The sequence below is a fragment of the Cronobacter sp. HA18006 genome, from assembly GCF_011605445.1.
Lineage (GTDB): Bacteria > Pseudomonadota > Gammaproteobacteria > Enterobacterales > Enterobacteriaceae > Cronobacter > Cronobacter sakazakii.
On sequence record NZ_JAANQB010000011.1, the window covers coordinates 1,181,484 to 1,198,559 of the forward strand.

The 17,076-nt window shown below is 59.3% G+C and carries 14 protein-coding genes; all 14 read right to left on the minus strand.

Going from position 1 to position 17,076, the window contains the following annotated elements:
• Window positions 1–595 precede the first annotated feature (595 nt).
• Window positions 596–1,735, minus strand: a complete 1,140-nt coding sequence (locus tag G9X48_RS07345; RefSeq protein WP_097641388.1) for a glycoside hydrolase family 88 protein — start codon at window positions 1,733–1,735, stop codon at window positions 596–598.
• Window positions 1,735–3,321 carry an MFS transporter gene (locus tag G9X48_RS07350; RefSeq protein WP_097641387.1) on the minus strand — a complete coding sequence of 529 codons (1,587 nt, stop codon included), beginning with the start codon at window positions 3,319–3,321 and terminating at the stop codon, window positions 1,735–1,737. Before G9X48_RS07350 ends, G9X48_RS07345 begins: the two co-directional genes overlap by 1 nt.
• 274 nt (window positions 3,322–3,595) lie before the next feature.
• On the minus strand, window positions 3,596–3,997 hold the full coding sequence (locus G9X48_RS07355) for a flagellar protein FlhE (protein ID WP_097641386.1): 402 nt from the start codon (window positions 3,995–3,997) through the stop codon (window positions 3,596–3,598).
• The gene (flhA, locus tag G9X48_RS07360; RefSeq protein WP_004387398.1) at window positions 3,997–6,075 is read right to left on the minus strand and encodes a flagellar biosynthesis protein FlhA; all 2,079 of its coding nucleotides are present in this window, start codon (window positions 6,073–6,075) and stop codon (window positions 3,997–3,999) included. Before flhA ends, G9X48_RS07355 begins: the two co-directional genes overlap by 1 nt.
• Window positions 6,068–7,216: a flagellar biosynthesis protein FlhB gene (gene flhB, locus G9X48_RS07365; protein WP_015386598.1), complete on the minus strand. Its 1,149-nt coding sequence runs from the start codon at window positions 7,214–7,216 to the stop codon at window positions 6,068–6,070. Before flhB ends, flhA begins: the two co-directional genes overlap by 8 nt.
• A 132-nt stretch (window positions 7,217–7,348) precedes the next feature.
• Complete coding sequence (cheZ, locus tag G9X48_RS07370; RefSeq protein WP_004388327.1) at window positions 7,349–7,990, minus strand: protein phosphatase CheZ; 642 nt, start codon at window positions 7,988–7,990, stop codon at window positions 7,349–7,351.
• 10 nt (window positions 7,991–8,000) lie between these two features.
• On the minus strand, window positions 8,001–8,390 hold the full coding sequence (gene cheY, locus G9X48_RS07375; RefSeq protein WP_004388326.1) for a chemotaxis response regulator CheY: 390 nt from the start codon (window positions 8,388–8,390) through the stop codon (window positions 8,001–8,003).
• Between the two features lie 17 nt (window positions 8,391–8,407).
• On the minus strand, window positions 8,408–9,457 hold the full coding sequence (locus G9X48_RS07380) for a chemotaxis response regulator protein-glutamate methylesterase (RefSeq protein WP_004388325.1): 1,050 nt from the start codon (window positions 9,455–9,457) through the stop codon (window positions 8,408–8,410).
• Complete coding sequence (gene cheR, locus G9X48_RS07385; RefSeq protein WP_004388324.1) at window positions 9,454–10,320, minus strand: protein-glutamate O-methyltransferase CheR; 867 nt, start codon at window positions 10,318–10,320, stop codon at window positions 9,454–9,456. The genes G9X48_RS07380 and cheR overlap by 4 nt, the downstream gene beginning before the upstream one ends.
• A 280-nt stretch (window positions 10,321–10,600) precedes the next feature.
• A complete protein-coding gene (tar, locus tag G9X48_RS07390) occupies window positions 10,601–12,271 on the minus strand; it encodes a methyl-accepting chemotaxis protein II (RefSeq protein WP_097641384.1) in 1,671 nt (556 codons plus the stop codon).
• A gap of 96 nt (window positions 12,272–12,367) precedes the next feature.
• Window positions 12,368–13,321, minus strand: a complete 954-nt coding sequence (locus G9X48_RS07395; RefSeq protein WP_004387881.1) for a spore coat U domain-containing protein — start codon at window positions 13,319–13,321, stop codon at window positions 12,368–12,370.
• Window positions 13,318–15,708 carry a fimbria/pilus outer membrane usher protein gene (locus G9X48_RS07400; RefSeq protein ID WP_063264512.1) on the minus strand — a complete coding sequence of 797 codons (2,391 nt, stop codon included), beginning with the start codon at window positions 15,706–15,708 and terminating at the stop codon, window positions 13,318–13,320. The genes G9X48_RS07395 and G9X48_RS07400 overlap by 4 nt, the downstream gene beginning before the upstream one ends.
• On the minus strand, window positions 15,687–16,445 hold the full coding sequence (locus G9X48_RS07405) for a molecular chaperone (protein ID WP_007850878.1): 759 nt from the start codon (window positions 16,443–16,445) through the stop codon (window positions 15,687–15,689). The genes G9X48_RS07400 and G9X48_RS07405 overlap by 22 nt, the downstream gene beginning before the upstream one ends.
• A gap of 124 nt (window positions 16,446–16,569) precedes the next feature.
• The gene (gene cheW / locus G9X48_RS07410; protein WP_004384891.1) at window positions 16,570–17,073 is read right to left on the minus strand and encodes a chemotaxis protein CheW; all 504 of its coding nucleotides are present in this window, start codon (window positions 17,071–17,073) and stop codon (window positions 16,570–16,572) included.
• Between the last annotated feature and the right edge of the window lie 3 nt (window positions 17,074–17,076).

Below are 17,076 nucleotides of genomic sequence, written 5' to 3' on the forward strand. Positions count from 1 at the left end.
ATCCATCAGAATTAACGGCTTCGCAGATCGGTGATCCCTGCCGGCAGCACTCCGGAATTCAGGCAGATATGCGAATGCATTATCAATTGTGCAACCGCGTAGCCAGACGAAACCGTACCTTCATGTCTGATTAATACCTTAGAGACATTAAGGCGACAGAACGACATGTCGCGTAATGCATTTATAAAATACATCCGAAATAATACTCTTTGCGCATAGCAAAGAATCACGGCGTCATAGCAGCGACATTGCTGGATTTACCTGGTTATTGTTACTGTAAAAAATAAACCAACAATAATGGCAGTGCGGCTGGCATTTTAAAGACTGACAACAAAGAAACAAGATACAATGAATTACTTTTTTGGAGGAATTTAATATTGAAAATATAATATTAGCTGGATAAGCGCGGTATTAATATTATCAGAGCCATAACAAGAGGCATACTGTATAAATAAGCTAATACTAATAGCTTAAATGCTTTCCGGCTAATACGATAAGCGTGATGAGCGGGACGGTGCGGAATTAAACATTTTAAGCAGTGTAAGAACAATCAAATGTACGCCGCGTGACGGGATTTGGCACGCGGCGCATATCGTTACAGATAAGTGCGCAGGTATTCCGTCAGACACAGAATAGCCATTGCCTGGCCATAAGGCATCGACGTAAGCGGAATCTGCCGGTAAAAGTCGAGATCGCTTCCCATGCCGGTGCCGAACGATACCTGCAACAGCTCGCCCTGCGGCGAAACGTTCGCCACCACGCCTTTAATAGCCTTCTCCGCCACCAGGCCGTACTCCTTGCCGATATAGCGCTTGCGCACCGCCTTCAGCAGGCCGCAGGCGAACCCGGCCGTGGCGGACGCCTCCAGGTAGGAACGGGGATCGTCAAGAAGGGTGTGCCACAAGCCGCTCTCATCCTGACACTCTGCCAGCGCCGCCGCCTGGCGCGCCAGCACCTGCGTCAGATAGCGGCGCACCGGATGCTGCTCCGGCCAGTCCATCAGCTCAAGAAAATCGGGGATAACAATCGTCACCCAACTATTGCCGCGCGCCCAGCGGGCGTTCGCAAAATTATGGCAACCTTCGTAGTTCCAGCCGTGGAACCACAGTCCGGTTTTCCGGTCCATCAGGTTCTGCACATGCAGCAGGAACTGATAGATCGCCTCATCGACATACTCTTGACGCCCGAGCAGCTTGCCGATTTTAGCGAGCGGCAGAACCGTCATCATCAGCGTGTCGTCCCACATCTGCTGATGATTCTCTTCGGCGAGCGTGATGTGCTGCATCCCGCCCTGGTCGGTGCGCGGCATCTCATACATCGCCCACTCGGCCCAGGTTTCAAGCCAGGGTAACAGCGCGGGGTCGCGCGTCTCTTCATAGCGGTACGCCAGCGTCAGGAACGGGGCCATCGTGTTGACGTTTTTGGTAGTGGCGCCTTCGGCAAAGCGCGCCACGAACCAGTCGTCAATCACCGCGCGCATCCGCTCATCACCGGTCTGGCGGTAATATTGATAGATGCCGTACAGCCCTACTCCGTGCGTCCACTCCCAGCCTGCCCAGCCTTTGGTGTCAATCACGCGCCCGTCATCGAGGCGCAGGAGGAACTGCCCGGTTTCATCTTTAATGTTGATCAGGTTGTCGGTAATTTTGTGGATCATCGCCTTGAGTTCATCACGGGCAATGAAGCGCTCCGGCTGACGCAGCAGCGGGCTGTGTTTTACGGGCCAGACAATCATTAACTTAACCTCTGTGTCGTATCAAATTCGGGAGTCACCGTTTTCAGCGGGGGTGCCGCTGGCTTATTGCGGTTCAGATAGCCAATGTTGTTATTCCCCCACAGGCTTTCATAAGGCATGCCCGCCAGCATCTCGACCGTCGCGCGGTTCGCGGGGCTGATGCTCTCCGGCATCACACGGCCGCTGGCGCGCATCTTCGCGGTCTCTTCACGCAGGATGCTGTGGGTTTTCAGGTTGAGCTTAAAGCGCAGGGAAATCAGGAAACCGCAGGCCAGCACGGCTATCGTGCCGACGCTTAAAATGGTCAGAATGGTATGGCTCACCGCGGGTGCCTGGGTGCTCTGGCCGGAGACAAACCCGGACATCTGCATCACAATTCCCACCAGCATCACCGCGCCCGCCTGCGAGGCTTTACGGGTGAGCGTCATAATGCCCGCGAAAATGCCCTCGCGGCGCTGCCCGGTGACCACTTCATCGACATCGGCGATATAGGTATAAGTATTCCACGGCACATAGTTAATGCCGCCGCGCCCGAGGCCCGCCAGCGCGGAAACCAGCAATAACAACGAATAGATATCGCTCATGCCGGTGTAATAGAGCAGCGCGTAAGAGAGCGAGCTCAGGCCAAACAGCACCACCACCATGCGGTAAGACGGCGCAGGCCCGAAGCGGATGCAAAGCGGGATCATCGCGATAACGGCGATAAACTGGAAAACCGCCATCGTGCCGAGCAGATTAGAGGCGACAGACGCTTCCTGCATCAGCACAAACACCACGTAGTAAGTAAACACCGCGTTGAAGACGTCCTGGGCGATATAGCCGCCGAGATACATGCCAAGATGCTGGCGGAAAATACGGATACGCAGCGTGGAGGAGAGTTCAACCACCAGACGGCGCAGGCTCTGGCCGAGCGTCAGGTGTTTCTTCTCTTCTTCGGCGCGCAGCGCGGCCTGTGACCACTCTTCGCGCGGGCGCTCCCAGGTGAAGATCCACACCAGCGTCAGCATGATCGCGCAGAGCACCGAGAAGACCAGGCTTGCATAGAAGAAGGAGACTGCATTGTCTTTACCGAAGTGCGTCAGCAGCACGCCCGGCAGGAACGACGCCAGAATGGCGGACATCTGGGCCATCGAAATACGCGCGCCGGAGAATTTGGTTTTCTGTTTGAAATCGTCGGTCATTTCCGGCACCAGCGTCTCGTAAGGCACCAGAATCATGGTGTAGACGATATCAAACAGCAGGTAGGTGAGCAGGTAGTACCAGAATCCCATATCGCCCACCCACATCAGCGAATAGCTAAAGACGCAGGGAATGCCGAGCAGAATAAAGAATTTCCGGCGGCCAAACCGGCGGCCGAGCCAGGTGGTGCCGAAGTTGTCAGTAAGAAAGCCCATCAGCGGGCTGACCACGGCATCGGCGACCCTCGCCGCCGCGAAAATGAAGGTCGCCTCAATCGGGCTTAAGCCACAGAAGGTCGTGTAGAAATAGAGAAGCCACGCTGCCGTGAGGGCGGTCGTTCCTGCGCCGAGGAAGTCTCCTGACCCGTAGGCAAGGTAATTTGCCAGTCCTAGTTTACGCGTTTTCATCGCCGTCACCCTGTGTGTTTTTATGTGGAGTCCTGCGGCCAGGCGCAGAGCTATCAGGGCTAAAGTAAAAGTATGGCGGGTGGGAAACCTTTCCTTTTCTGCCACCTGAAACGCAATACTGGCAAAAATACAAAGAGCGCCGCCACCGGCTTCACTGATTTATAAAACAGCGTTTCGAAGTGTTCAAAGCGGGAGTTCAGAACTGCGAGCCAGCTGCCAAAAATCGGGCGGCCGGAGAAAGAAAACGCGCGGCGGCGCGTGTTACAGAAGATGGTTAACGATAATTGACGATGACCTGGCTGCTGCGCACTTCCAGCGCCGGCCACAGCCTGCCGCCGCCCGGCACTTCAAAGATAAAGCGCAGCGGCTCGGCGGCGGAAACGTTGGTAAAGGCGCGCGTGGTGCCGGTCTGGTCGTCCACGTCCACACAGCGGGTCTGCGAGCAGAGCCGCGCCACCATGCCTGCGGGCGTCGGCCCTGCCAGCTCATAGCGCCAGACGACGACCGTCATCACGCCCTGCGGCGGTGGGGAATCCGGTGCCAGCAGCGGTGACGAGGCCGCCATGCCGCGCTGGCTCACTACCGGCCCCATCGCGCTCGCCTGCCAGGCGCCCTCTCCTGCGGCGTTCGCCAGCACAGGCAGCGTCAGTAACGCCATTAACAAGCGCGTGCGCATTATTTACCTCCGATGCTGGACGTCATGCGGATATTGCGGTTATCGGACAACTCAAGGTTCGAGAGCACCACCAGCTGCGGCAGATTACGGCGCAGGAAACGCGCGAGCAACGGACGCAACGCGTGGTTCACCAGCAGTACCGGCGGCGCGCCGAGCATCTCCTGGCGCGACAGCGCCTCTTGCGCCTGCTCAAGCAGACGGTCCGCAAGGCCAGGCTCCAGGCCACCGCCGCCCTGCAACGCCTGCAGCAGCAGACGCTCAAGCGACGTATCAAGCCCAATCACCTGCACTTCGTCGTTGCCAGGGAACCACTGCTGGGTAATCGCGCGGCCCAGCGCCACACGCACCACGGCGGTCAGTTCGTTTGGATCGTTCTGAACCGGCGCGTGCTCGGCAAGCGTTTCCAGAATGGTGCGCATATCGCGGATTGGCACTTTCTCGGCAAGCAGGTTTTGCAGCACTTTATGCAGCGTGGTGAGCGTCACGACGCCCGGCACCAGATCTTCGGTCAGTTTCGGCAGCTCTTTGCTCACGCGATCGAGAAGCTGCTGCGCTTCCTGACGGCCAAACAGCTCAGCGGAGTATTGCGCGATCAGATGGTTCAGGTGCGTTGCCACCACGGTGCTGGCCTCAACCACCGTAAAGCCCTGGATTTGCGCCTGCTCTTTCAGCGCGCTTTCAATCCAGATAGCGGCCAGACCAAACGCCGGATCGACCGTCGGCTCGCCCGGCAGAGAGCCTGCGGCGGTGCCGGGGTTAATCGCCAGCCAGCGGCCCGGATAGGCTTCGCCGCTGCCGATTTCCACGCCTTTCATCAGAATGCGATAGCGGGCCGGCGGCAGATCCATGTTGTCGCGGATATGCACCACCGGCGGCAGGAAGCCGAGATCCTGCGCGAATTTCTTACGGATACTGCGGATGCGGCCCAGCAGTTCGCCGTCCTGCTGCATATCCACCATCGGGATCAGGCGGTAGCCCACTTCCATCCCGAGCGAATCTTCCAGCTGCACGTCGTTCCAGGTCGCTTCCACGGCCTGCGGATTATCCTGCTGGATAACCGGCGCGGGCGCGGCAGGCGCCTGCTGTTCGCGGCCGCGCATCCACCAGGCGAGCCCCAGCAGCGCGGCGGTAAACAGCAGGAACACAAAGTTAGGCATCCCCGGCACCATACCGAGCAGGCCGAGGACGGCGGCGCTCAGCACCATCACGCGCGGGTTATTGAACAGCTGGCCGACCATCTGCTCGCCAACGTCCTGATCGGTGGCGACGCGGGTCACGATAACGCCCGCCGCGGTCGAAATCACCAGCGCCGGGATCTGGGCCACCAGGCCGTCACCGATGGTCAAAAGCGTATAGCTCTCCGCCGCCTGGCCGACCGGCATACCGTGCTGCACCACACCCACCAGCAGGCCGCCGATAATGTTGATAGCCATAATCAGCAGGCCCGCGACGGCGTCACCGCGCACGAACTTACTCGCACCGTCCATCGAGCCGTAAAAGTCGGCTTCCTGGGTCACTTCAGTACGGCGTTTTTTCGCTTCCTCTTCACCGATAAGCCCGGCGTTAAGGTCGGCGTCGATAGCCATCTGTTTGCCTGGCATCCCGTCAAGGACAAAGCGCGCGCCCACTTCCGCGATACGCCCCGCACCCTTGGTGATAACCATGAAGTTAATGATGACGAGAATGATGAACACCACGATACCGATGGCGAAGTTGCCGCCGACCAGGAAGTGGCCGAACGCCTCCACCACTTTCCCCGCCGCCGCCGCCCCCGTGTGGCCGTCCATCAGAATGATACGCGTGGACGCAATGTTCAGCGCCAGACGCAGCAACGTGGTAAACAGCAGAATGGTCGGGAACGCCGCGAACTCCAGCGTGCGCTGGGTGAACATCGCCACCAGCAGCACCATGATGGAAAGCGCGATGTTAAAGGTGAACAGCAAATCCAGGATGAAGGCCGGTAATGGCAGCACCATCATCGACAGGATCATCAGGATGATAACCGGCCCGGCGAGTATCTGCCATTGGGTCGATTTCAAATTGCCAGGCAGGCGCAGCATTGCCACCAGATTAGCCATCAGTGTCCTTCTCGTTCAAAAAATCCAGCGCCTCAGGCACCGGAAGGTTTTCAGGTTTCTTCGGAATCAAACCGCCAGCCAGACGCCAGCGCTTGAGTTGCCATACCCATGCCAGCACTTCCGCGACAGCAGCGTAAAGCTGTCCTGGGATCTGCTGACCGATTTCCGCGTGCCGGTATAACGCGCGCGCCAGCGGCGGCGCTTCCAGCATCGGAATGCGGTGTTCATTACCAATTTCGCGAATACGCAGCGCCACCAGCCCTGCGCCTTTGGCCACCACTTTCGGGGCGCTCATCTTGTTCTCGTCATACTGCAACGCTACCGAGTAGTGCGTCGGGTTGTTGACGATAACGTCGGCTTTCGGTATGTCCGCCATCATGCGGCGACGGGCGGCTTCGCGCTGCTGCTGGCGAATGCGCCCTTTCACGTGCGGATCGCCTTCCTGGTTCTTGAATTCATCGCGGATATCCTGGCGCGACATGCGTAATTTTTTGGTGTGGCTGACTATCTGCCAGAACACGTCAAAGCCCACCATCGGCACCAGGCCCATCACGATAAGAATGCAGCACAGCGCGACCAGATTCAGGGCGTTGCGCATGGCGGCTATCGGCGATTCGCTGATAAGACGCATAATGTCTGGCCAGTTGTACCAGAGGAAACAGCCCGTCACGATGCCCACCAGGACCGACTTCAGAATGGCTTTCAGCAACTCCGCCAGCGACTGCGATGAAAAAATGCGTTTGATGCCCGGCAGCGGGTTCAGTTTTTCTGGCTTAAACGCCACCGCTTTCGGGTTAAACAGCAGGCCACCTAACAGCATGGGGGCAAACAGCGCCACAATCACCACGCCCATAATCAGCGGAACCAGCGCCATCAGCGCCTGCTTTATCAAAAAACTGATCTGCCCGACCACAAGTTTAGGGTCGTTAATAATGCTGTGATCGAAATGGAGGCCGTGAGAGAGCATGGCCGCCAGCTGACGCGCCAGCAGCGAACCACCTACCCAAATCACCGCGACGCCGACCAGCAGCATCAGCATGGAGGTCAGTTCACGGGAACGGGGGATCTGCCCTTCTTCTCGCGCCTTTTCTCGTCGGTGGGGTGTGGGGGCTTCTGTTTTGTCGTCGCTATCGTCTGACACGATTCGATTCTCGCAGCTACTATTACGCAGCTAGCATGCCAGAGGCGGGAAAAGCTAATGGGAAGAGAAAAGCGCAAAACCGGTGGTTGTTTCGCGCTTTACTGCCCTCCCCGAAGGGAGGGTTAGCGGGGATCAGAACCCCAGGCTGTCGAGCAGGTCGTCGACCTGATCCTGGCTTGCCACGACGCCTGCGGCGGTGGCGTCCAGCTGCGGGCCGTTGAGCAGGCTGTCGTTCGGGCGCTTGGCGCGCGCGTTCGGCTCCGGCATGTTCTCCAGCAGCACCATCAGAAGCTGGCGCTCAATCTCCTGGATAACATCCATCATGCGCTTGATCACCTGACCGGTCAGATCCTGGAAATCCTGTGCCATCATGATTTCCAGAAGCTGGGCGTTGGTGAAGCTCGTATGGTCCGGAACCTCGGCCAGATACTGGCGGGTGTCGGTCACGAGTTCGCGCGCGTCGCTCAGTTCGATCGGGTTCTCAAACCACTCGTCCCAGCGGCCGCTCAACGCTTTCGCGTCGCTTTCCAGTTTGTTCTGGTGAGGCTGCGAAGCCTCGACGCAGTTCAGGGCGCGTTCGGCGGCCTGCGCTGTCATCTGCACCACGTAATCCAGACGGTCGCGCGCGTCCGGGATAGCTTCCGCCGCTTCCGCAATCGCCTGATCAAGCCCCAGCTCGCGCAGACTGTCACGCAGCATGCGGGTAAGACTGCCGATACGGACAATAATGTCGCCAGTCGAATGCTCGTCAGTCGGTTTTATCGATGCCGTCATCTGCCTGTCCTCACATGCCGAGTTTTTCGAAAATCTTGCTCAGTTTTTCTTCAAGCGTCGCCGCCGTGAACGGTTTCACCACGTAGCCGCTGGCGCCTGCCTGCGCTGCCGCGATGATGTTCTCTTTCTTGGCTTCCGCCGTCACCATCAGTACCGGCATGGACGCCATAGCACCGTCGGCGCGAATGGTTTTGAGCAGCTCAAGACCATCCATGTTGGGCATGTTCCAGTCGGAAATCACGAAACCGAAACCGCCGGTCTGCAGTTTGTTGAGGGCATCCACACCATCTTCCGCTTCTTCTACGTTGTTAAAACCCAGCTCTTTGAGCAGGTTACGTACAATGCGGCGCATGGTGGAGAAATCATCCACAACCAGAAACTTGAGATCTTTATCCGCCATAAAAACTGTACTCCTCGTTAAATACGTATTGCCTGTCCGGCACTGATTTTCGCCAGCATCTGCTGGCTGACCTGGCTTAGATCGACGACTTCGCTGACGCCACCCATATTGATGGCCTCACGCGGCATGCCGAACACCACACAACTCGCTTCGTTTTGGGCGATGGTCCAGGCGCCCGCCTGGTGCATCGCCAGCATTCCCGCCGCGCCATCGTTGCCCATCCCGGTGAGGATCACGCCCACCGCGTTGCGCCCCGCATGTTTGGCTACGGAGTGAAACAACACATCCACGGCCGGACGGTGCCGGTTAACCGGCGGCCCGTCGTGGATTTTTATCTGGTAGTTAGCGCCGCTGCGCGCGAGCTCCATATGCTTATCGCCTGGCGCGATATAGGCATGGCCCGGCAGCACGCGCTCGCCGTCTTCGGCTTCTTTCACGCTAATCTGGCACAGCTTGTTCAGTCGCTCGGCGAAAGAACGGGTAAATCCAGGCGGCATGTGCTGGGTAATCAGTACTGCCGGGCTTGAGAGCGGCAGCGGCTGGAGCACATGGCGAATCGCTTCGGTGCCGCCCGTGGAGGCACCAATGGCAATCAGTTTTTCCGAACTCAACAGCGGGCCTGCTTTCAGCGTTTTCGGCACCGCGTCCGGCAGGCGGGCGGAAATTCGCGCGCGCGAGGCGGTACGCACTTTATCGGCAATCAGTTCGCTGTAGGCCAGCATCCCTTCGCGAATGCCAAGCTGCGGCTTGGTCACGAAATCCACCGCGCCCAGCTCCAGCGCGCGCAGCGTCACTTCAGAGCCTTTTCCCGTCAGCGAAGAGACCATGACCACCGGCATCGGACGCAGACGCATCAGTTTTTCCAGGAAATCGAGGCCATCCATGCGCGGCATTTCAACATCCAGCGTTAAGACATCCGGGTTGAACTGCTTAATCAGATCGCGCGCCACCAGCGGGTCCGGCGCCGTCGCCACCATCTCCATATCGCTGTGGCTGTTGATAATTTCGGTCATGATTTGACGCATCAGCGCCGAATCATCTACTGACAACACTCTGATTTTACTCATTCTTTTTCCTTACTCAGGGCATACACCGTCTGACCGCGCAGCGAGAACTCCCGACTGAGGTTACTGAAGTTTTCCGAGTGGCCTGCAAACAGCAGACCGCCTGGCTTCAGCAGCGGAACAAAGCGTTTGAGGATCTCCTGCTGTGTTTCTTTATCGAAATAAATCATCACGTTGCGGCAGAAAATCGCGTCAAATGGCCCTGGTACGTTGTACTGCTTATCAAGCAGGTTCAGCGAGGCGAACTCAATCTGGTTCGCCAGTTCGTTACGCACGCGCACCAGCCCCTGGTGAGGCCCGGTGCCGCGCATAAAATAGCGTTGCATCTGCTGCGGCGAGAGGGTTTTCAGCTCCTCCTGCCGGTAAATTCCGCTTTGTGCTTTTTGCAGCACTTCGGTATCGATATCCGTGCCGTAGACTTTCCAGCGGCCAGGCGCGGTGCCGAGCGTATCGGCAAGCGTAATGGCGATGGAGTAGGGCTCCTCGCCCGTCGACGCCGCGGCGCTCCAGACACGGTACTCGCCCGAACGCTTACGCGCGTGTTCCGCCAGCACCGGGAAGTGATGCGCCTCCCGGAAAAACGCCGTCAGGTTGGTGGTCAGCGAGTTGATAAACGCCTGCCACTCGGCGCTGTTGGCATTGGCCTCCAGCATGCTGAGATAGCGTCCGAAATCATCCAGCCCGAGCGTGCGCAGACGACGAACCAGACGGTTGTAAACCATGTCCCGCTTATGTTCGGCCAGCACGATCCCGGCGCGCTGGTATATCAATTGACATATCCGACGGAAGTGGGTGTCGGACAGCGCAAGGCGCTGTGTCATCTGTACTAATAATGACGTTTGCCCAGCAGGCATGGATGATGTCATGTTGCCTTCTTCTTCACAGTCAGAGTGTTACTGGCACCCCTTACGGGGGTGCGGCCATCTTGTTACGCTTACAAAAGCCGTGTTCAAGGTTTAAGACTGAAACTTTTTTCTTCTCGGACGCGCCATGCTGCACGCGGCCGATACGGTTCGGTTGTGCCGATGCACTGTGCGGTGCATCCCACGCTGTAGCGCCATGCGCCCTTGCCCCAAAAACGGCCGACAGCGTTGCCCTTCGGTACCCCATCCTTGTTTCCTTAGCCGGTCAAAGACCGGAGCCTGTTCAGAACGTTTCCCAGTTGTCCTGGCTTGCAACGGCCGGTTGACTTGCCGTTACGGGCGTCAGGCTGGCGCTCACCGGCGCGGCCGTCTGGACGCTGCGCGGGACGCTGGCACGCGATGCCGCGAGACGGAAGGCGGCGACCGCCTGCGACAGGCGGCTTGCCTGGTCTTCCAGCGCGCTCGCGGCAGCGGCGGACTGCTGCACCAGCGAGGCGTTTTGCTGCGTCACGCGATCCATTTCGGAAACCGCCAGCGCCACCTGATCGATGCCGCGGCTCTGTTCATCGGACGCAGAGGCTATCTCGCCCATAATGTCGGTGACGCGCGTGACTGCCCCGACAATCTCCTGCATCGTTTCGCCCGCGCTTTCTACCAGCACGGAGCCGGAATCGACGCGCGAAACGGAATCTTCAATCAGCGCCTTAATCTCTTTGGCCGCCTGAGCGCTGCGGCTCGCGAGGTTGCGCACTTCGCCTGCCACCACCGCGAACCCGCGGCCCTGCTCCCCTGCCCGCGCCGCTTCCACGGCGGCGTTCAGCGCCAGAATGTTGGTCTGGAAGGCGATGCCATCAATGACGCTGGTAATGTCTGAAATCTTTTTCGAGCTGGCGGCGATGTCATGCATGGTGTTAACCACGCCATCCACCACTTTGCCGCCGCGCTGCGCGGTTTCCGACGCGCTCAGCGCCAGCTGCGATGCCTGACGGGCGTTTTCGGCGTTCTGTTTCACCGTCGCGGTCAGCTCTTCCATACTGGCGGCGGTCTGCTCCAGCGCGGACGCCTGCTCTTCGGTACGTGAAGAGAGATCGGTATTGCCCGCGGCGATTTCACTGGTGCCGCTGTAAATCGCATCGGTGCCTTCACGCACGGTGCTTACCGTCTGGATCAGCGCCTGTTGCATATGCTGAACGCTCGCGGAAAGCTCCGTCATCTCGTTACGCCCGGTAACCGTAATGGTTTCGGTCAGGTTGCCGCCCGCAATCTCGCGAATATGGTGGATAACCCCTGCCAGCGGTTTGAGCAGAACGTGACGGATGCCGTACCACACCAGCGCGATAACCAGCACCACCAGAACCGCCAGAATGCCGGTCTGCCACTGGGCCACACGGAAATCGCTGCGGCTCTCGTCCCAGGCCTGCTGTGCCAGACGCACGTTGACGTCGTCATAGCGCATAACGGCTTTTTCCAGCGCGTTCTGTTTGCCCTGCGTCGCCTGCGCGAAGTAGGCGTCCATGTTGCCGGTTTCCAGGTACTGCACCAGTTCGCTCAGCGCCTGGTAGTAATCGCGATAGCTCTGCTCGACGTCGCCCGCGGCGGCGTTAATCTCCGGTACATCCACCGTCACGGCTTTAAAGGCGTTAAAGTGGGTATCCGCTTCAGCCAGCACTTTTTTCGCCGTGTTGAGCAGATCGGTTTTCGCGCTGCTCTGCTGGTTATTCGCATTCATCATCATCCGCGCCGCTGAGCGGCTTAAGTTGATGCGGGTCTGCAGCAGCAGGTTCCACGACTGGTTGAGCTGCGCCTGTTGCAGTCGCAGCTGGTGCGACGCGGCGAAACTTTGCTGGTTTTCATTCAGCGACGAAAAAAACATCCCACCGGAAATGAATTGCAGCAGTGCGAAGACCACCAGCACCATCATCAACAGTGAGACAACGCGGATACGATTCAACATGCGACACCTTCCTTCTGGTTCCTGAAGGGGTTATCGGCATGGCCTGGGGGAACTTTATCGTTGTGTAAAGGAAATTTGCGTTAGTCGGCGGCGGACTCAGAACGCCACGTCCACCACCAGCGTATCGGTGTAACTGCCTGCGGGCGGCGTGTTCTGGGTCGCAAGGATACGCGCCGTGTATTGATAGGATTTCAGCAGGCCATCGCTGCTGACCTGCGTGGGCGTGTCGCTGGCCCAGCGTTCGGTGCCGCTGACGCCCCAGCGGTTCGCGGTGCTGCCTTTATAAATCTCATAGCTGAGACGGTTAGTGCCGCTCGCCATATTGCGCACGCTGCCTACGGCATAGTTGCCGTTATTGATGCCAACGGTATAGGTGCTGCCTTTGGTGCAGGTGATGGCGATGGTTTGCGACACCGGCGCGAAGTCTTTCACCAGCGGCGCGCTGGCGAAATTCAGATTCGGCGCGGTGATCGTACTGCAATCGTTGGTGACGGTGAGCGTCACCAGGCTTGTGAAGGTTGACGTGCCGTTCTGCGGCGTCAGGCAGACCGCAATGCCGACCGCGCAGATGCTGTAGTTCACGCTGAAATTGAGCGTCACCTGATAGGCACCCGCCGCGACGTTCTGCCCTTGTAATGTGCGGATATAGATCGGGAAGGTGTAACGTTTACTGGTTAAGAGATTCAGAAGCGACTGCCCGGTCCAGCGGTAGCTGCCGTTAATGGCAAGCTCACTGCCGGACGGGCAGCCGCTCTGGGCGCAAACCTGAACGGGAATGCGGTCGGTGGTATCACCGCTACGCCCGAGCGTGGCGCGGGTGCCGGCGGTTGTGGTGGCACCGGTCAGCGTCAGGGTCACGAAGTCATTATTGAGCACGTTCAACACTGAGTCGCAATCCAGCGTCAGCGTCGCCGTCGTGGTCTGGACGGTGCTGTTAATCACAAATGACGTCTGGCTGCCGTAGGCCGCGCCGGTGCCGCTGACGCGACAATCCGCCAGCGCAGGCAGGCTTGCCACAACAAGGAGAATCATCAGCAGCAGACGAATCATGGCGTACCCTCGCGACAAATGAGCGGACCATAGGTTTCCAGACGATGCGAGCGTGACGAGCTCACCGTCAGCGTGACGCGGCAAGTGCTGCCATCGGGTTTCGTGACGCGCAGCGGATTCACCCCGCCAATATCCTCAAGCCAGGCGATACCGTCGTACCCCACCACCGCTGTGGGGCGATCATCACGAAACACCTGGCTTGATACCGGCAGCGGCTGGTCGTTTTCGTCATGCAAAATCACGCTCGCCACCCGCTCCTGCTCCATCGGGAAGGTCACCAGATAACCGCTGTTACGCCGCAGCGCGATGCGCCGTTCGGTATCACGGATGCGGGTATCGGCAGGCAGATTCAGCGCGTCGATGCTGTAGGTGGCCGGGTAATAGGACGTTACGCCGCTGACCAGCAGATAGCCTTCCTCGTCGGTCTCCCCGACCGGCTGGTTTTCAAAGTTCACCGTTACACCCGGCTGGCCGTCAGTGCTGACCACCGCGAAGGCGTCGTTGATCTGGTTTGCCGCAAACAGTTCACCGTCCATCGTCACCACAGACCCGGTGGCCTCGGCCCAGCGCGTGAGGTTTTTCGTCTGGCCGTAGATCCCGCCCTGCGTCTCAATGTGGTTGTTGCGCCAGCCGAGCGTCGCCTGCTGATAGTTGTCATCGCGCGACTGCCTGGCGTAAGCGAGGTTCCAGCTGAATCCGCCGTCGCTTGGCATCGCCTGGTTGAAGTTAACGCGCTGGGTTGAGCCGCTCTCCGGCGTGGTCTCGGCACTGAGCGCCACCGAGCTCTGCTCGCCGAGCGGGATTTGCAGCGAGAGCGCGAACGTCCAGTCGCGCCCTTCATAATCGTGGCTCGCGGCCAGATAAAGGCTGCTGTTCCACAGCGTTTTATTCCACGAGAGGTTCAGCAACCGGGTGTGGTCGCGGTTAAAGGATTGCACGTCAATCCAGGCCGCGCCGACGCTGCCCGCCGCGCCCATATTAAGCGTCAGCGCATACTGGGCGCTGGAGCGGCTTAAGGTGATGATAGGCTCCTGATACTGATCGTAGCGCACGGGCTGATCGTAGAGCGCCAGGTTGCCGAACCCGCGCGTGCGGCGGGTCTGCTGGGTAGAGATGCTGAAACCCGCCGTGTTGTACTGATAGCCCCAGTTCCACTGCTGGCCGCTGTTATCGCGCATCTTGCTCCAGCTTCCCGCGCCGTTGACCACACCGAAGCGGCCGAGCTTCACCAGCGACCCGACGCCACCGAGCTTAAGCTTTTCCGCCGCTTCGCCGTGGGTTTCCAGCGTCCAGAAATCCGTCATCCCGTAGCGCCAGGAGCCGCTCGCCGCCGCCGGACCGTAATCGAAATTTTTCACGCCGTAGTTGCGGCGAAGCGCGCCCGCGCTGAACGAGCCATCGCTTAAGCCTGGTTTCAGCAGCTCGCTTGCCACGTAAAACGGCAGCGTAGTGGAGACCTGGCGGCCCAGGGCGTCGGTGGTGACCAGCACCGCATCACCCGAGCCGTTAATATAAGGCAGATTGGTGAGCGTAAAGGGGCCAGGGGCGAGATCGGTCGAGCCGGAGCGGTAGCCGTTGATAAACACGTCTACCGTGGTGGGCACCGCCGCCTCGCCGGAGAACGCGGGCAGCGGATAGGTGATGAGATCGGGACGCAGCGAGAAATCGCGACCGACCGAAATGCCGCCCATGCGCACGCTGTTGCTCCAGCTCAGGCTGTCGCTGATAACATCGCCCAGCGACCAGCTCCAGGCGCTGTCATCGTTGGTGCTGTTAAACACGGTGTCGTAGCGCATATAGCCTTCATCCTGCCCCGGATAACCGCGGAACACTTCCCGTAACGCCCCGGTCGTGGAAAACGAGGCCGCATTGCCAAACAGACGCATCTCGTGCCAGAGCGACGCCTGACGCAGACCGTGATTGGTGTCGCTGGCGTAAAAATCATAATTGAGCACCGCCCCGTTGCTGGCGCGCGGGCGCACCCGTCGCTCCTGCTCGCCGAGCGCCACGGTGCGCGCGGGCACCCAGTCGGTCGGTACCGTCAGCAACAAACGCTGACCCGTGCTGTCGTAGCGGCTTTTCACCTGCGGAAGCGCATCAACGTTAACCTCGCCCTGCGGGAGTTTATCGCCCGGCAGCCCGGCGCGCTGCAAATCGGCCGACGAGACCCACATCGCGCCGCCGCGCCGCGTTACCGGCACCACCAGCCCGGTATCGTAATAGTTCACCACCAGCGACAGATGAAACACCGCCTGGCGGTCGATAGCCTGCGCGTCCGGCGGCGGCGGCAGCGCGTCGTCGCCTTCCAGCGCATAAACGGCGGGAGAGACGACACACAGCAGGCTGATTATCACCCCCCGACGACTCACCGGGCGGCGGCCTGCCATGTCCCCTCGCGGGCATTGACGGAGGCGCTAAGCTGCGTGGGCTGCGACACGCCCGCTGGCAGCGGAAAGATGCGCGTCTGGCCTGGCAACACATAACCCAGCAATCCTTCCGCCAGCACGCGAGATTTGCCGCCCTGCTGTACCGTCACTTTGCTGATGCGCGCGTGGATCTGATCCCGGTTGGCAATTTCAATCGCGGGCTGGCCGTTATCTCTGACGACCCGCCAGGAGAGATTTTCCGGCTGTAAATAAGCGTGATGCGTGCCCGCACGCTCGGTGGCGACGCCCTGGCCGTACGCGAAAAGCGGAATCGAATAGCGCATTTGCAGTTTCAGGCCGAGCTGCGGTTTGCCAGGCTCGGTGGGCTGCGGGATCTCATCCACCACGATACGGTACGCCTGCTCGACGCCCGTCGGGATCTGCGCCTGGCTTATCAGGCGGATGAGCTGCTTTTTACCGCCGTCGATACGTACAATCGGTGGGCTTGCCACCACATCCTGCTGCTGCTGGTAGCGCTCGTTGCCGCCCTCCTGCCGCCAGCGCACAATGCGCACCTGCATGGTCATCGGCGTGGCGCCCTGATTCTGAATCCACAACTCCGCCGCGTTGTCGCCGGGCGCGAGGTAAGGATCGATGGGCCAGATAAGCATATTGCCGGCCGACCAGGCGCTGCCTGTGGTCAGCCAAAACGCGGCGGCCAGTCCGAGCCGCCTGAGAGACGTTGCGCACTGCATCATGTCTGCTCTCCCTGTAGTGCGGCTCTTTTCTCTGTCGGTGCGATGTCGTCAGGCTCCTCCTTCGCCTGTGAACAGGCGAAAAAAAGGGGCGCTTTCGCGCCCCGTGCCACTGCTTTTCTTGTTGTCACGCCACGCGGGCGGTTGCGCTGTCAATCAGCTCCATCTCTTCGCTGTTGAGCAGCTTCTCAATGTGTACCAGAATCAGCATGCGTTCGCCAATAGCGCCGAGGCCTGTCAGGTATTCTGTGGAGAGCGTCACAGCGAATTCCGGCGCCGGGCGGATCTGCTCGGCCGTGAGAGACAGCACGTCAGAGACGCCATCCACCACGATACCGACCACGCGCTGGCCGAAGTTCAGTACGATAACCACGGTGTTTTCATTATATTCCACATCGCCCTGCTCAAACTTCACGCGCAGGTCAACGATAGGCACGATAACACCGCGCAGGTTGGTGACGCCTTTAATGAAAGACGGCGTGTTGGCGATACGGGTTACCTGATCGTAACCGCGGATCTCCTGCACTTTCAGAATATCGATACCATATTCTTCGTCGCCCAGAGTGAATACCAGGAACTCCTGGCCAGACGGCTCGCCGGCCAGTTTAGTGACGTTGCTCATACCGGTCATATT

Bases quoted from the DNA above. Each gene is read 5' to 3' on its own strand.
- G9X48_RS07345 (WP_097641388.1), bottom strand. From the start codon at position 1,735: ATGATTGTCTGGCCCGTAAAACACAGCCCGCTGCTGCGTCAGCCGGAG.
- G9X48_RS07350 (WP_097641387.1), bottom strand. From the start codon at position 3,321: ATGAAAACGCGTAAACTAGGACTGGCAAATTACCTTGCCTACGGGTCA.
- G9X48_RS07355 (WP_097641386.1), bottom strand. From the start codon at position 3,997: ATGCGCACGCGCTTGTTAATGGCGTTACTGACGCTGCCTGTGCTGGCG.
- flhA (WP_004387398.1), bottom strand. From the start codon at position 6,075: ATGGCTAATCTGGTGGCAATGCTGCGCCTGCCTGGCAATTTGAAATCG.
- cheZ (WP_004388327.1), bottom strand. From the start codon at position 7,990: ATGACGGCATCGATAAAACCGACTGACGAGCATTCGACTGGCGACATT.
- cheY (WP_004388326.1), bottom strand. From the start codon at position 8,390: ATGGCGGATAAAGATCTCAAGTTTCTGGTTGTGGATGATTTCTCCACC.
- G9X48_RS07380 (WP_004388325.1), bottom strand. From the start codon at position 9,457: ATGAGTAAAATCAGAGTGTTGTCAGTAGATGATTCGGCGCTGATGCGT.
- cheR (WP_004388324.1), bottom strand. From the start codon at position 10,320: ATGACATCATCCATGCCTGCTGGGCAAACGTCATTATTAGTACAGATG.
- tar (WP_097641384.1), bottom strand. From the start codon at position 12,271: ATGTTGAATCGTATCCGCGTTGTCTCACTGTTGATGATGGTGCTGGTG.
- G9X48_RS07395 (WP_004387881.1), bottom strand. From the start codon at position 13,321: ATGATTCGTCTGCTGCTGATGATTCTCCTTGTTGTGGCAAGCCTGCCT.
- G9X48_RS07400 (WP_063264512.1), bottom strand. From the start codon at position 15,708: ATGGCAGGCCGCCGCCCGGTGAGTCGTCGGGGGGTGATAATCAGCCTG.
- G9X48_RS07405 (WP_007850878.1), bottom strand. From the start codon at position 16,445: ATGATGCAGTGCGCAACGTCTCTCAGGCGGCTCGGACTGGCCGCCGCG.
- cheW (WP_004384891.1), bottom strand. From the start codon at position 17,073: ATGACCGGTATGAGCAACGTCACTAAACTGGCCGGCGAGCCGTCTGGC.